This is a genomic window from Agrobacterium genomosp. 2 str. CFBP 5494, from assembly GCF_900013495.1.
GTDB lineage: Bacteria > Pseudomonadota > Alphaproteobacteria > Rhizobiales > Rhizobiaceae > Agrobacterium > Agrobacterium pusense.
In genome coordinates this window covers 997,637-1,012,803 of sequence record NZ_LT009718.1, presented here as the reverse complement: position 1 = coordinate 1,012,803, position 15,167 = coordinate 997,637, and the positions used below count along the sequence as shown (strand labels likewise).

Sequence of the window (15,167 nt, the reverse complement as noted above, 5' to 3'; positions counted from 1 at the left end):
GAAACGTCGCTTTCTCCGTCCAGAGGGCGCCATCGCCACCCTATTCGAAAGTTCGCCCGCATGACCGAGCACGACGCTCTCTTTTCCGAACCCTTGCTGCTTCTGGCCGGCGCGGTCATTGCGGCCTCCGTTTTCCGCAAACTCGGACTTGGCACCGTGCTCGGTTATCTGGTGGCCGGCATCGTCATCGGGCCGTTCCTGCATCTGGTCACCGATGCGAAGGACATCTTCAACGTCTCGGAACTCGGCGTCGTTTTCCTGCTCTTCATCATCGGGCTGGAACTCAAGCCGTCGCGCATCTGGCAGATGCGGCGCGATATTTTAGGGCTGGGGCTTGCGCAAGTACTGGTGACGGGCAGTGTGCTTGCGGCGATTGTATGGTGGGCGGGGCTGATCGACTGGCGCGGCAGCCTCGTCGCAGGCTTCGGCCTTGCGCTTTCCTCCACCGCCTTTGCACTGCAGATCCTTGCCGATGACGGCGACATGAATACAAGGCACGGCAACCGGTCCTTCTCGATCCTGCTGTTTCAGGATCTCGCCATCGTGCCGCTTCTTGCCCTTGTCACCATTCTTTCCAACCGGCCCGATGTGCCGACGGACTCCATGGTGTCCGATCTCATCGCCTCCGTCGTCGCGGTGGCCGGAATGATCCTTGCCGGGCGGTATCTTCTCACCCCCATGTTCCAGATCATCGCCCGCACCGGCGCGCGGGAGGTGATGATCGCCGCCGCCCTCTTCGTCGTCATCGGCGCCGCCGCGATCATGGAGGCGGTCGGCCTGTCGATGGGCATGGGCGCGTTGCTGGCGGGGTTGATGCTGTCGGAATCCTCCTATCGGCACGAGCTGGAGGCCGATATAGAGCCGTTTCGCGGGTTGTTCCTGGCATTGTTCTTCATGGCCGTCGGCATGTCGCTGCACGTCCATATCGTTTATGAGAACATCGTGCTTATCCTGATCGCCGTGCCTGTCATGATGGCGGTGAAGGCGGCGCTGATCTATGGTCTCTGCCGCATCGCCGGCTCGTCGCGTTATGCATCGAGCCGCATCGCGCTGCTTCTGGCGCAGGGCGGCGAATTCGGCTTCGTGCTCTTCACCACGGCGGCCGCCTCGGGGCTGTTTCCGCAGGCAACCGCGTCGATCCTCGTTGCCGTCGTTACGCTCTCCATGGCGCTGACGCCGCTTCTTGCAGTAATTTCCCGTCGGCTGACGGCGGAGGATGCGGAAGAAGACAAGCTGGAAGAGGATTTCGACGGAGCCGGCGCGGATGTGCTGATGATCGGCTTTTCCCGTTTCGGTCAGATCGCCTCGCAGATCCTGCTCGCCGGCGGGCGCGATGTGACCGTGATCGACAGCTCCGCCGATCGCGTGCGTCAGGCCGCCCGTTTCGGTTTCCGTATCTTTTTTGGTGATGGCACCCGCAAGGACGTGCTGATCGCCGCCGGCATCGAACGGGCCGATCTGGTGGCTGTCTGCACCCACAAGAAGGAAGTCACCGACCGTATCATCGACATGATCCAGTCGGAATTTCCAAGCGTTCGCATCTATGCCCGCTCCTATGACCGCATTCATTCGATCGACCTTAGAAAGAAGGGCGTGGAATATGAGCTCCGTGAAACGCTGGAATCCGGCCTGCTGTTTGGCAGGCGCATTCTCGAGGGGCTCGATATGGATGGCGACAGGGCTCTGGCGATTGCCGACGACATTCGCGAACGCGATGAGGAGCGACTCCAGTTGCAAGCCGTGGAAGGCCTCGCCGCCGGCCGGCAGATGCTGCACAACAAGCCGGTACGCGAGGTGAAGCCCGAACCGCTGATGAAGCCGAAGAACAAGGCGGAAAAGAGGGAGGAAGAAGAGGATATGGAGGACAGCGAGACGGAGGTGTCGTTGTGAAATGCGTTCTTCGTAGTGGCTGGGATAGCGCCACTTGTTTCTTCTCCCCTCCGGGAGAAGTCCGCGGCAGCGGGATGAAGGGGCAAGTTCTCCGAAATCCGGCAACGTTCCCCCTCATCCGACCCTTCGGGCCACCTTCTCGCCGGCGGGGAGAAGAAACCAGTGGTACTCGCTCGTTCCTAGCGAATACTCAGGGATTACTGCTTAAGCCTCCACGCCCTGCCCGCGATGAAACAGCTCTACCTGCAGTTCGATCTGGCGTTTCAGATCATCCTTGATGCTGGACGACGCGTTCAGCACCTCTTCCGACTTCAGGAAGTCCAGCACGCCGAAACGGTGAACCGGAGGGCGTAGGAAAATGTGTGGCGGGCGCAGTCTGAGCTTCAGGGCAATCGCCGCCTGCATCATCAGCTGGCTGGCGCCGAACAGGCTTTCCAATCGGCTGGGCATGGTGGTTCCATCCCCTTCCGGGCCACCGACGACATCGACGCCAATAACGATATCGGCGTGATCCAGCAAATGTTCATAGGGAACCGGATTGAAGATACCGCCATCGATCATGATGCGGCCATCGATACGAACAGGCATGAACAGCGCCGGAATGGCGGCTGAAGCCGCCAGCGCCTGGATGATCTCGCCGCTCTCGACCACCACTTCGGTCTGGGCGTAATAATCCGTGGTTATCACTTTCAGCGGAATGGCGAGTTCGGAAAAATCCTTCGGCAACGCCTGTGGCATCAGGGCGTGGAGAATGAGTTCGAGATTGAACTGGCCGAGACGAAAACCATCCACCGCATGGCGCATCGATGCCGGGCCGAGGCTCCAGAGCCGGTTGGCGACCGAACCTTTGCGTCCCATGAGTTCCAGCGTGTATTCGCGGATTTCGCGGCCAGACATGCCGGCCGCCATGCCCGCGCCGATGATGGAGCCGATGGACGAACCGGAAATTGCCACGGGCCGGATGCCGAGTTCGTCGAAAGCCTCGATAACGTTGATATGGCAGATGCCGCGTGCGCCGCCGCCGCCGAGCGCCAGTCCGAATGTCGGCTCATGATTGCCCGCACCATCGCCTTCGAGAACTTCTTCTCCGGCGCGGACGATCGTGACGCTTTCGTTCCCAGCCTGATCCATGCGAAACACCCAAAACTGGTTACCACGGTGAAGGGGTCTGCCTATCCGGCAAACACGACAAGACCGTGGCGTGACGGGGCACTCCCCGTCAGGGCTCGTAGCGGTAGAAATGCATCTTCGTGTCGCCGAAGATACGGCTTTCAAGCAGCTTAAACGCCGGATCGACATTGACCGTCACATCGCCGCGCTCTTCCAGAATGGCAAGCGCGCCGGCGTTGAGCCAACCGCCACTATGGGCAGCCGCGAAAGCCTTTTCGCCATGGCCATAGCCATAAGGCGGATCGGCGAAAAGAAGATCGAACGGCTCGATATTGTTGACGCCGCCGAGCTTGGTGGCATCACGCCGCAAGATGCGGGCGCGGCCATGCAGACCCAGCGCATCGATATTTTCCCAAAGCAGCCCCCTGCCCTCAACGCCGTTTTCGACGAAGAGCGCCACACGACAGCCGCGCGAAAGCGCCTCCAGCCCGACCGCACCGGTTCCGGCGAAAACGTCCAGAACGCGCGTGCCATCCAGACTTTGCGGATAGGCATGGCTCAGAATGTTGAAGAGGCTTTCCCGCGTCCTGTCGATGGTCGGACGAATGGAATTTGTTTTCGGCGCGGCCAAGCTCCGGCCGCGGAACTCACCGCCTACGATCCGCATTACGTGTCATTCCCCTGCCTCCAGAAGGTTTGCCACCCGGGCCCTTGCCGCCCGGCTTATTACCGCCGGGGCCCTTGCCGCCAGCGCCTTTTCCGGAAAACCCCGAACGTTCGCCACGCTCGCCCGATTTTCCGAAGGACGGCTTGCCAAAGCCGGGTTTGCCGCCCGGCTTGCCGCCGCGGGGCTTGTCACCCGCTGGCCGCTCGCCGCGGGCGCGATCACCGTCGTCACGGGGTCTGTCGCGGAACGGACGGTCACCAGCGGGTCTTTCCCCCCGGGCGGTGCGATCGCCGAAACTCTTTTCGCCACGTGGGCGGTCGCTGCGCGGACGGTCACCGTCTTCGCGCGGGCGGTCACGGAAGGGCCGGTCGCCAAAGGGTTTGTCGCCCCGGGCCGGACGGTCACCAAACGGCTTGGCACCACGCGGGCGGTCGCCATCTTCACGGGGACGGTCGCGGAACGGCCGATCGCCGAACGACTTGCCGCCGCGTCCGCCACGATCGCCAAAATTCTTCTCGCCACGTGCGGAGCGATCGCCACGGCCCTGCCCGCGGTCATCGTCGCGGGTGGGTTCGGAACGAATCCACTCACCGTCTTCATCGGCATGGCGCACGAGGCTGCGGCGGGCTTCGTCCTGCGCAGAAGGCTTCTTGAACAGGCTTTCCGCCTCAGCACGGGCCGAAGACTTGCGTTCCTTGCCGTCACGGGTCGGCTTCGCACCAGGCGCCATCCAGACATTGGCCGTGCGGCTTGTGCCGGCAGGCTGGCGGGGGCGGCGGTCGTCACCCTCATCCTCGGTGCGGCCCTTGGCGCCGAACTTGCCGGCAGGCTTGGAGCCGAACTTGCCGGCGGGCTTGTCGCCCCGCTTGGTGTCGAGGCGGCCAAGCGCCTTTTCACGGCGGTCCTCGGACTTGCCGCCTTTTTCGAAGCGTGGCTTGCCTTCCGGCGCATCGCTCTTTGCCCATTCGGCCTTCGCGGGCCGCTTCGGCGCGTTGTCTTCCTCGTCCTCAACGGGGGCATTGTAGATCGGCGCATCGAAATTGGCGCCCGCCTGTTCGATCAGGCGCGGGCCGAGCTGGTCGCGCAGCATCCGGCCACGCACTTCCAGCACCTTGCCTTCGGGCAGATCACCCAGCTGGAACGGACCGTAGGAAACACGGATCAGACGGTTGACCTCGAGGCCGAGCGCGCCGAGCACGTTCTTGATCTCGCGGTTCTTGCCTTCGCGCAGGCCCATGCTGATCCAGACGTTGTGGCCCTGGGTACGGTCAAGCGTGGCGTCGATCGCGCCGTAGAGCACGCCATCGACGGTGATGCCTTCCTTCAGCTTGTCGAGCGCCGCCTGATCCACCTCACCATGGGCGCGCACGCGGTAACGGCGCAGCCAGCCGGTGGTCGGCAATTCCAGAACGCGGGAAAGACCGCCATCATTGGTAAGCAGCAGCAAGCCTTCGGTATTGATGTCGAGGCGGCCGATGGAGAGGACGCGCGGCAGGTCGCTCGGCAGATTGTCGAAAACGGTCGGGCGGCCTTCCGGGTCGGAATTGGTGGTCACCAGACCGGCGGGCTTGTGATAAAGCCACAGCCGCGTGCGCTCGGCGCCGCGAATCGGCATGCCATCCACTTCGATCTTGTCCGACAGCGTGGCGTTGACGACAGGCGTATCCAGCTTGACGCCGTTCAGCGACACGCGGCCCTCCATGATCATGCGCTCGACATCGCGGCGCGAAGCCACGCCGGCGCGCGCCATGATCTTGGAAATGCGCTCGGGCTTCGAGGCGCCAACGGTTTCCGGCACCGGGGCGGCCTTTGCCTCGGCAGGTTTCTTTTCGCGCTCGGCGGCGGGTTTGCCGGGGCCTTTCGGCTTCCTGTCTCGGCTAAATGTCTTGCCGCCGTCACGCTTCGGCTTGTCTTTAAAAGTCATTTGCTGTTTGCCTGTTGTTTGGGCTGTCCTATCAGGTCCAAGCACAAGGGTTAAGAGGAAATTGAAACGCAATGGCCGAAAGGACGCATTTCATGGAGCTGGCGCTTTGGGAAGCCCGTGCCGCCGGCGAGCGGCAGGAGGTTCCAATCGGCGCCGTACTGGTACTGGACGGTCGCGTCATCGCCCGTTCCGGCAACCGCACCCGTGAATTGAACGATGTGACGGCGCATGCTGAAATCGCCGTGATCCGTATGGCCTGCGAGGCGCTGGGACAGGAACGCCTGCCCGGTGCCGATCTCTATGTGACACTGGAGCCTTGCACCATGTGCGCGGCGGCAATTTCATTTGCCCGTATCCGTCGGCTCTATTATGGCGCGCAAGACCCGAAGGGCGGTGCAGTGGAGAGTGGCGTGCGGTTCTTCAGCCAGCCGACATGCCATCATGCGCCGGATGTTTATTCGGGACTGGCGGAGAGTGAAAGTGCTGACATCCTGCGGCAATTTTTCCGCGGGAAACGTCTCGACGACTGAGCGACTCGCGGGAGGCGTAAGCCTTCCCGCCAGCCATCAACCATTCGCCATTACTGGAAGGGGTTCCACCAGCTCTTGCCAGTGCCGGCCATTGCCGCTTCTTTCTTGCGGCGCTTTTCCTTTTTCTGCTCCGGCTCGCCGAGATCGGTCAGCTGATCCTGCGGAACGCTGCGATATTCGGCCGGCGGATCGGTGAGGAACTTGCGCTGGGCGTTGACCACAGAGCCGCCCTGGGCTTCGGCCTTGGCCTTGCGGAAGGCTTCCCACTTCTGGCTTTCCGTCATCTGACCGGCGGTGCCGTTGCCGGCGAGCAGCGGCGAACGATAATGCGGGTTGTTCTTGTTGGCATCCGCCTCATCGCGCAGGCGTTCGCGGGTTTCTTCCGGCGATTCGACCCATTGCGGATTGTTTTCGCGGCTCGCCATGTTCTGCTGCGGCTGAGCCAGCTGCTCGGCACGGGCCTGTGCGGGAACGACGAGGCCCGGGCGAGGACCATATTTCAGGTTGCGCTTGGTCTGGTCGCCGGTGATCGAGGTTGCGTTGCCGAGATCGTCGACAAGCTGTTCGGCTGCCGTCTTGCCCGTACCGTAGGTCGGGCTCGTGCACGCGCCGAGCAGCACGCCTATCGTCGTGACGCCAACCACCGTGCGAAACATGCCCAAACCCTGCGCATTACCCTGCATCGTCTTCATTGAAACCCTTCCAGCCGTCCGTCCCACTTCGCCAGACATCGTCTTTCGGCAGGCGGCAGCCCGCATTGCCCTGTAAATCCGGCCATTTTCAGGCAGATGTACCGGATGAAGAGGCAAAGCGCAATTCATCCGGCCATTTTCATTATGCTAGGGCCGCAAGCTCGCGCAGGGCAGCCGCATCGCGCGCCGAGACATCGGGATAATCCGGATCGGAGCCGACATCGGTGGTGATGCGCCACGAACGCGCGCATTTTTCACCTTCCGCGAGCTTCTGCTCGACCACGACCTTCGGCACTTCCGGCAGGCGGAAACCGTCGGCAGGGCCTTCGTCACCCACAACCGTGATGGCCGAGGTGATGCAGATTTCGGCGAAGTCCTGATCCTTCAGCGCGGCCAGAAGATCGGCGTCGGCGATGTGGACGACCGGAGCCGCTTCCAGCGAAGAACCGATGCGCTTTTCACGGCGCTCGACTTCAAGCGCGCCCGTCACGACGGTGCGGACCTTGCGGATTTTCTCCCACTTCGCTTCCAGCGCATCATTCTTCCAGTTTGCCGGGATTTCCGGGAACTGGGCGAGATGCACAGACTCCGCATCCGGGTAACGCGACAGCCACGCTTCTTCCGTTGTGAAGGGCAGCATGGGGGCAAGCCACGTCACCAGGCAATCGAACAGCTTGGCGATGACCGACAGGGCCGCGCGGCGCTTCAGTGACGACGGCGCGTCGCAATACAGCGTGTCCTTGCGGACGTCGAAATAGAAGGCCGAAAGCTCGACATTGGCAAAGTCGATAAGCGCACGGGTGATCTTCTTGAACTCGAAGCCGTCATAACCTCCGCGAACAACGCCATCCAGTTCGGACAGGCGGTGCAGCACCAGCTTTTCCAGCTCCGGCAGATCGTCATAGGCGATCTCCTCGCCCTGGTAATGGGCGAGCGTACCGAGCATCCAGCGGATGGTGTTGCGCAGCTTGCGATAGGCATCGACATTGGTCTGGATGATGGCCTTGCCGAGGCGCTGGTCTTCCCAGTAATCCGTGGTCATCACCCACAGGCGCAGGATATCGGCACCCGACTGGCTCATGACTTCCTGCGGAGCAACCACGTTGCCGAGCGACTTCGACTGTTTGCGCCCCTGCTCGTCCATGGTGAAACCGTGGGTCACAACGGCATTGTAAGGCGCACGGCCACGCGTCGCGCAGCTTTCGAGCAGCGACGAATGGAACCAGCCGCGATGCTGGTCGGAGCCTTCGAGATAGACATCCGCCGGCCACTTCAAGTCCGGGCGATCTTCCAGCGTGAAGGTGTGAGTGCAGCCGCTGTCGAACCAGACGTCGAGGATGTCCATGACCTGCTGCCACTTGGCATGGTCGTGGTCATTGCCAAGGAAGCGTTCCTTGGCGCCTTCGGCGAACCAGGCGTCCGCGCCTTCGGCCTCGAAAGCCTCGAGGATGCGGGCGTTGACGGCTTCGTCGATCAGAACTTCACCTTTCTCGTCGGCGAAGACGGCGATCGGCACGCCCCAGCTGCGCTGGCGCGACAGAACCCAGTCCGGGCGGCCTTCGATCATGGCGCGCAGGCGGTTCTGGCCGGAAGCCGGCACGAAGCGGGTCTGGTCGATGGCGGAAAGCGAACGGGAGCGCAGCGTCGTGCCGTCGCCCAGTTCCTTGTCCATATAGACGAACCATTGCGGCGTGTTGCGGAAGATGACAGGCTTCTTGGAGCGCCAGCTATGCGGATAGCTGTGCTTCAGACGGCCGCGGGCAAACAGGTTGTTTTCCGCGATCAGCGCCTTGATGACGCGGTCATTGGCGTCACCCTTCTTGCCGTTATCGTCCATGACACGGGCGGCACCGCCTTCGGCCGACGGGCCGAAACCGGGGGCGTCTTCGGTGTAGAAACCGTCATCGCCGACCGTGAACGGGATCTTGGAGGAGATACCGCGCGCTTCCAGATCGCGCGCCTGCGCCATCCACGCGTCAAAGTCCTCGCGGCCATGGCCGGGGGCTGTGTGCACGAAGCCGGTACCGGCATCGTCGGTGACGTGATCGCCATCGAGAACCGGAACAGGGAAGGTGTAACCCAGCGATGCCAGCGGGTGGGCGCAGGTAACAGCGGCGAGCTCCTCCGCCTTCACATCGCGCAGGCGTGTGAATTCGAGCTTCGCCTTGGCAAAGCATTCGGCTGCCAGCTTGTCTGCGAAGACGAGCTTTTCGCCCGGCTGCGGTCCGAAATCATTGGCCGCCGCCGTGACCTCATAAAGGCCATAGGCGATGCGTGACGAAAACGAGATGGCGCGGTTGCCGGGGATCGTCCACGGCGTGGTCGTCCAGATGACGATGGAAGCGCCATCAAGCTCGGCAGAGCCTTCAACGACCGGGAACTTCACCCAGATCGTGTCGCTCTCGACGTCATGATATTCGACTTCCGCTTCCGCCAGCGCCGTGCGTTCGACAACCGACCACATGATCGGCTTGGAACCGCGGTAGAGCTGGCCGCTCTTGGCGATCTTCAAAAGTTCGCCGGCGATACGGGCTTCCGCGTGGAAGTTCATCGTCGTGTAGGGGTTTTCGAAGTCACCCTCGATGCCGAGGCGCTTGAACTCCTCCGACTGGACCTTGATCCAGCCGGCTGCGAACTCACGGCACTCCTTGCGGAATTCGTTGACCGGAACCTCGTCCTTGTTCTTGCCCTTGGCGCGGTAGGCTTCCTCGATCTTCCATTCGATCGGCAGGCCATGGCAATCCCAGCCGGGCACATAATTGGCGTCGTAACCGCGCATCTGGAACGAGCGGGTGATGACGTCCTTCAGGATCTTGTTCAGCGCATGGCCGATATGGATGTTGCCGTTGGCATAGGGCGGGCCGTCATGCAGCACGAATTTCTCGCGCCCGGCGGCCGAGGCGCGCAGCTTCTTGTAGAGACCCATTTCCTGCCAGCGCTTCACCGTTTCCGGTTCTTTCTGCGGCAGGCCGGCGCGCATCGGAAAATCCGTCTGCGGAAGATAGAGGGTGGTGGAGTAGTCCAGTTTTTCTGCGGTGTCGCTCATGATCATACCGTTGTTGCGCGCCGTGCGGGCCGCGCCATATCAATTGCAAAGAGGGCAAATTCGGAAAGCGCCACGTCCGTCTGTCACAGAAGCGCCAAAATCCCGGACCTTCCGGCTCTCTCAGAGCGGGCGGAAGGCCGGGCCAATAATTCGGCCAATCTGAACTGCAAATTTCAACCGGTATTGGGACATGGCCGGTTGTTTATGCGGTTTTCCGGTAAAAAGGAAGAGAAAAGCGACGGCAAGGGGCGGGCGAGTAAGGACATGCCCCGCAGCCTGCTCAAAACGCGATCTTCGCATCCACTTCGCTCAGCGGCTGCACACCCGACAGCATCGCCCTCGCCTCTTCTTCATCCCGCTTGATCTGCGCCACGAGCGGATCGAGACCATCGAATTTCAACTCATCGCGCAGATGCCCGAAGAAAGAGACCGAACAGACCTCGCCATAGAGATTGCCCGAAAAATCGAAGACGAAGGTTTCGAGCAACGCCGCGCCGTTGTCCGTGACCGTCGGGCGATAACCGAAGCTCGCCACGCCGTCGCGGATCGAGCCATCGGGGCGGCGGAAGCGGACGGCATAGATGCCGGCCTTCAGTTCCGTTTCCGGCGCCAGCGCCATGTTGGCGGTGGGGTAACCCAGCGTGCGGCCAAGCTTCTGGCCGCCGATGACTTCGCTTTCCACCGTGAAACGGTAACCAAGCAGGCCTGCGGCGCCCGCCACATCACCCTCGCACAGAAGCGAGCGTATCCGGCTGGAAGAGACGACATCCGCGCCCTCGTCGCGGAAAGCGTCCACTAGCGTCACATCGAAGCCATGGCGTTTTCCGGCTTCCATCAGGAATGCCGGCCCACCTTCCCGGCCCTTGCCGAAATGGAAATCGAAACCGGTGACGACGGCGCTCGCATGCAGCCAGTCAATCAGGATGGACTGGACGAACTCTTCCGCCGAGCGCTGCGAAAACTCGCGGTCGAACGGATATTCGATAACCGAGCGGAAACCGATGGCCTCAAGGATGCGCGCCTTCAATGGCGCAGGCGTGAGGCGAAAGACCGGCGTATCGGGCCTGAACACGGAACGGGGATGCGGCTCGAAGGTCAGCACCAGCGCGGGGACGCCGCGGGCTTCCGCCAGTTCCAGCGCGCGATCCAGCACGGCCCGGTGGCCGCGATGCACGCCATCGAAATTGCCGATGGCGACGACGCCGCCACGAAGAGCTTCGGGCAGCGGCTCTTTTTTTTCATTGCGGTGAAAGACGGTCATGACAGTCGATCCATTCCAGCGCCAGCTATTCCCGAGGCGAGACGTAGAAATGCGTCCTCAGGCAAGTCGGGGCATCCACCAGCCGGGTGAAGCGCCCTGCCCCTTGAGATAGGCATTGAGAAGCGCCTCGTCCGTCTGGCCGTTCAGCGTATATTCGGCGACGTGAATACCGCCGCTGATATAAAGAAGGTTGAGACCGCTCGCAATCGCGCCCTTCACATCCGTCGGCATGCCGTCACCGATGGCGAGAACGCGATCCTTGGCGAAGGCGCCGCGCACTTCCTTGGCCGCTGCAAGGCAGGCCTCATAGATCGGCGCATGCGGCTTTCCGGCGATGCGAACCTCGCCGCCAAGCTGTTCGTAATAGGCGGCCATGGCGCCGGCGCAGGGAATGATGCGCTCGCCGCGCTCCACCACCAGATCCGGGTTGGCGCAGATCATCGGCACGTTGCGGGCAATAAAGCCCTTAAGCATTTCGGTATAGTCCTCCGGCGTCTCCGTCTCGTCGTCGAAGAAGCCGGTGCAGACCACGGAGTCCGCGTCGGCCTCGCCAACCACCTCGACATCGAGACCCTCCAACAGCGGCATATCCCGCTGCGGTCCCAGCAGGAAGACTTTTCTGGGGCCTTCCGCGATCAGGCCACGCGTTACATCGCCCGAGGTGACGATGCGGTCATAGGCCTCGTCGGGCACGCCGAGCACACGCAGCTGGGCGATGACGCCGGGCGCGGGACGCGGTGAATTGGTGATGAGAACCACGGTCTTGCCGGCCTCGCGCGCGCTTCTCAGGGCAATGGCCGCGTCCGGAAAGGCGCTGACGCCATTGTGCAGCACGCCCCAGACATCCGACAGGATAACGTCGAACCCATCAGTGATTTCGCCGAGAGTTTGAATGCGGTGGGCCATGAGATGCTTTCCGGATGCGAGAAGAGTGTGTGCGTCACATCGCAAAGCGGGACGCCGATGGCAAGGAAAAAAGCGCCGCCGGTCCGGGCTTCGGACTGAACGGAATGGCGCGTCACACTCGACGTCATCCTCAGGCTTATCCCGCGCACCCAAACCCGTCACGAAAATCAATGCGTTGTCAGATCATATTCACGGGACAAGCCTGAGGAAGACAGCGGCGCGCTTTTCGAGCCTTCCAGCCTCCCGATGTGAAGCTTCATAGCATCGCGCAGACATAGAAATTCCTGTCATGGAACGCTGGTAACCATAAGCCATGAAATTTTTCAGACAGGGCGTTCTTGACTCCGGAAGAAGCCCTCCTTATCTCGGTTCCGCTGGCACTCGATAAACGAGAGTGCTAACACCCATCAGGCGAGTTCCAAAAGCTCGCGCAGTCATTTGATCGAGGGATTAGACAATGACAAGCACCAATTTCCGCCCGCTTCACGATCGCGTCGTTGTTCGTCGCGTTGAGTCCGAAGAAAAGACCAAGGGCGGCATCATCATTCCCGACACCGCCAAGGAAAAGCCGCAGGAAGGCGAAATCGTCGCCGTCGGTTCCGGCGCACGTGACGAAGCCGGCAAGGTCGTCGCTCTCGACGTCAAGGTTGGCGATCGCGTTCTGTTCGGCAAGTGGTCGGGCACCGAAGTCAAGCTCAACGGCGAAGACCTTCTGATCATGAAGGAAGCCGACATCATGGGCATCATCGGCTGATTTCGGCCACCCCATCCTTCCTTAAATTTCAAGCCGGACCCCGTCCGGCCATTCGAAACCAGGAGTTTTGAAAATGGCAGCCAAAGAAGTAAAATTCGGCCGCACAGCACGCGAAAAGATGCTCAAGGGCGTCGACGTTCTTGCTGATGCAGTGAAGGTAACCCTCGGCCCGAAGGGTCGTAACGTCGTTATCGACAAGTCCTTCGGCGCTCCGCGCATCACCAAGGACGGCGTTTCGGTCGCCAAGGAAATCGAACTGGAAGACAAGTTTGAGAACATGGGCGCACAGCTCGTTCGCGAAGTTGCCTCCAAGACCAACGACATCGCCGGTGACGGCACCACCACCGCGACCGTTCTGGCCCAGGCCATCGTTCGCGAAGGTTCCAAGGCAGTTGCTGCCGGCATGAACCCGATGGACCTGAAGCGCGGTATCGATCTGGCCGTCGCTGAAGTCGTCAAGGACCTTCAGGCCAAGGCCAAGAAGATCAACACCTCTGAAGAAGTTGCGCAGGTCGGCACGATCTCCGCAAACGGCGAACGTCAGATCGGTCTCGACATTGCTGAAGCAATGCAGAAGGTCGGCAACGAAGGCGTCATCACCGTTGAAGAAGCCAAGACCGCTGAAACCGAACTCGAAGTCGTCGAAGGCATGCAGTTCGACCGCGGCTACCTGTCGCCCTACTTCGTGACCAACCCGGAAAAGATGGTGGCTGACCTCGAAGACGCCTACATCCTCCTGCACGAAAAGAAGCTCTCGAACCTCCAGGCCATGCTGCCGGTTCTCGAAGCTGTCGTTCAGACCGGCAAGCCGCTCGTCATCATCGCTGAAGACGTCGAAGGCGAAGCTCTTGCAACGCTCGTCGTCAACAAGCTGCGTGGCGGCCTCAAGATCGCTGCCGTCAAGGCCCCTGGCTTCGGCGACCGCCGCAAGGCCATGCTGGAAGACATCGCCATCCTGACCGGTGGTACCGTCATTTCCGAAGACCTCGGCATCAAGCTCGAAAACGTTACGCTCGACATGCTCGGCAAGTCGAAGAAGGTTTCGATCTCCAAGGAAAACACCACGATCGTTGACGGCGCCGGCCAGAAGTCCGACATCGAAGGTCGTGTTGCCCAGATCAAGGCCCAGATCGAAGAAACCACCTCCGACTACGACCGCGAAAAGCTGCAGGAACGCCTTGCCAAGCTCGCTGGCGGCGTTGCCGTTATCCGCGTTGGCGGTTCGACGGAAGTCGAAGTGAAGGAAAAGAAGGACCGCATCGACGACGCTCTCAACGCGACGCGCGCTGCCGTTCAGGAAGGCATCGTGCCTGGTGGTGGCGTGGCTCTGCTGCGTTCGTCCACGAAGATCGCCGTCAAGGGCGAAAACGACGACCAGGAAGCTGGTATCAACATCATCCGCCGCGCCCTGCAGGCTCTGGTTCGCCAGATTGCAGACAACGCTGGTGACGAAGCTTCCATCGTTGTTGGCAAGATCCTCGAGAAGAACGAAGACAACTACGGCTACAACGCCCAGACCGGCGAATATGGCGACCTGATCCAGCTCGGCATCGTCGACCCGGTCAAGGTTGTCCGCACGGCTCTGCAGAACGCAGCTTCGGTTGCTTCGCTGCTGATCACCACCGAAGCCATGATCGCCGAGCTTCCGAAGAAGGACGCTCCGATGCCGGCAATGCCGGGCGGCGGCATGGGCGGCATGGACTTCTAATCAGGCCTGTCACCGGAATAATGAAAGGGCGGTCTTCGGATCGCCCTTTTTCGTTGGCCGCCCATGCCCCTTGAGTGGTCCAGCGTCGCCAGCGCGCCGGACGGGCGGCATGGACTTCTAATCAGGCCTGTCACCGGAATAATGAAAGGGCGGTCTTCGGATCGCCCTTTTTCGTTGGCCGCCAATGCCCCTTGAGTGGTCCGGCGTCGCCAGCGCGCCAGACGGGGCGGCATGGACTTCTAATCAGTCCTGTCATCGGGATAATGAACGGCACTCGTCGGGTCGGTCTTGTCCCCTGACCGAAGAGAAAGGAGCGCAGTCTGTGAACCTCGACGCCAGACTGAGCAGAAAGTCGACACTTCCCAGAGAGATGCCTCGTAAAATCAACCTGTTGCACAATTTCGAAGGCCCACGCGGAAGGGCTCAAATATTGTCCCGTTTTGGAACAGCGCCGCATTTATCCAGCCGTTCTTTGCGGCCCATGGAATATTGCGGTGGCGCTGCTGCGAATCATCATCACCACGGGACTCGATATCGGCGCCAAGTGACCTCTAAGTACGCTATTTAGTTGTGGCTTTTCACAAGTCTCGCGGTTTTGAAGAAGAAATACATATTATTTTTATATTTCTCACTGACTGGTTGTTGTAGGTAGAAGAAAATAAACTATAAGCAGCCCCCG

11 protein-coding genes are annotated in these 15,167 nt (G+C 61.2%); 4 read left to right on the top strand and 7 right to left on the bottom strand.

The features are described from left to right. Positions 1–60: 60 nt before the first annotated feature. The gene (locus AGR2A_RS04750; protein WP_004440219.1) at positions 61–1,890 is read left to right on the top strand and encodes a monovalent cation:proton antiporter-2 (CPA2) family protein; all 1,830 of its coding nucleotides are present in this window, start codon (positions 61–63) and stop codon (positions 1,888–1,890) included. A gap of 204 nt (positions 1,891–2,094) precedes the next feature. Here the strand turns inward: AGR2A_RS04750 and AGR2A_RS04745 are convergent, their stop codons facing one another. The 3 genes from AGR2A_RS04745 to AGR2A_RS04735 form a co-directional block, all read right to left on the bottom strand. Then, positions 2,095–3,021, bottom strand: coding sequence for a patatin-like phospholipase family protein (locus AGR2A_RS04745; protein ID WP_045532795.1), 927 nt, complete (start codon positions 3,019–3,021; stop codon positions 2,095–2,097). Positions 3,022–3,109: 88 nt separating this feature from the next. Then, positions 3,110–3,667 (bottom strand): 16S rRNA (guanine(966)-N(2))-methyltransferase RsmD, encoded by a 558-nt coding sequence (gene rsmD / locus AGR2A_RS04740; protein WP_072494023.1) that lies wholly within the window; start codon positions 3,665–3,667, stop codon positions 3,110–3,112. Next, complete coding sequence (locus AGR2A_RS04735; protein WP_072494022.1) at positions 3,648–5,591, bottom strand: pseudouridine synthase; 1,944 nt, start codon at positions 5,589–5,591, stop codon at positions 3,648–3,650. The genes rsmD and AGR2A_RS04735 overlap by 20 nt, the downstream gene beginning before the upstream one ends. 71 nt (positions 5,592–5,662) lie before the next feature. Between AGR2A_RS04735 and AGR2A_RS04730 the strand changes: the two genes are divergently transcribed. Further along, positions 5,663–6,121: a nucleoside deaminase gene (locus AGR2A_RS04730; RefSeq protein ID WP_004440213.1), complete on the top strand. Its 459-nt coding sequence runs from the start codon at positions 5,663–5,665 to the stop codon at positions 6,119–6,121. Between the two features lie 50 nt (positions 6,122–6,171). Here the strand turns inward: AGR2A_RS04730 and AGR2A_RS04725 are convergent, their stop codons facing one another. From AGR2A_RS04725 to AGR2A_RS04710, 4 genes are all read right to left on the bottom strand, one after another. Next, on the bottom strand, positions 6,172–6,813 hold the full coding sequence (locus tag AGR2A_RS04725) for a hypothetical protein (RefSeq protein WP_004440212.1): 642 nt from the start codon (positions 6,811–6,813) through the stop codon (positions 6,172–6,174). Between the two features lie 142 nt (positions 6,814–6,955). Then, positions 6,956–9,859 (bottom strand): isoleucine--tRNA ligase, encoded by a 2,904-nt coding sequence (gene ileS, locus AGR2A_RS04720; RefSeq protein WP_072494869.1) that lies wholly within the window; start codon positions 9,857–9,859, stop codon positions 6,956–6,958. Positions 9,860–10,139: 280 nt separating this feature from the next. Next, positions 10,140–11,120, bottom strand: a complete 981-nt coding sequence (locus AGR2A_RS04715; protein ID WP_072494021.1) for a bifunctional riboflavin kinase/FAD synthetase — start codon at positions 11,118–11,120, stop codon at positions 10,140–10,142. A gap of 57 nt (positions 11,121–11,177) precedes the next feature. Continuing rightward, a complete protein-coding gene (locus AGR2A_RS04710) occupies positions 11,178–12,026 on the bottom strand; it encodes a TIGR01459 family HAD-type hydrolase (RefSeq protein ID WP_004440197.1) in 849 nt (282 codons plus the stop codon). Positions 12,027–12,483: 457 nt separating this feature from the next. Between AGR2A_RS04710 and groES the strand changes: the two genes are divergently transcribed. Together groES and groL are read left to right on the top strand one after the other, a co-directional pair. Further along, complete coding sequence (gene groES / locus AGR2A_RS04705) at positions 12,484–12,780, top strand: co-chaperone GroES (protein WP_004440196.1); 297 nt, start codon at positions 12,484–12,486, stop codon at positions 12,778–12,780. A gap of 73 nt (positions 12,781–12,853) precedes the next feature. After that, entirely contained in the window at positions 12,854–14,488 is a 1,635-nt protein-coding gene (groL, locus tag AGR2A_RS04700) for a chaperonin GroEL (protein WP_004440194.1), read from the top strand. Positions 14,489–15,167 lie beyond the last annotated feature (679 nt).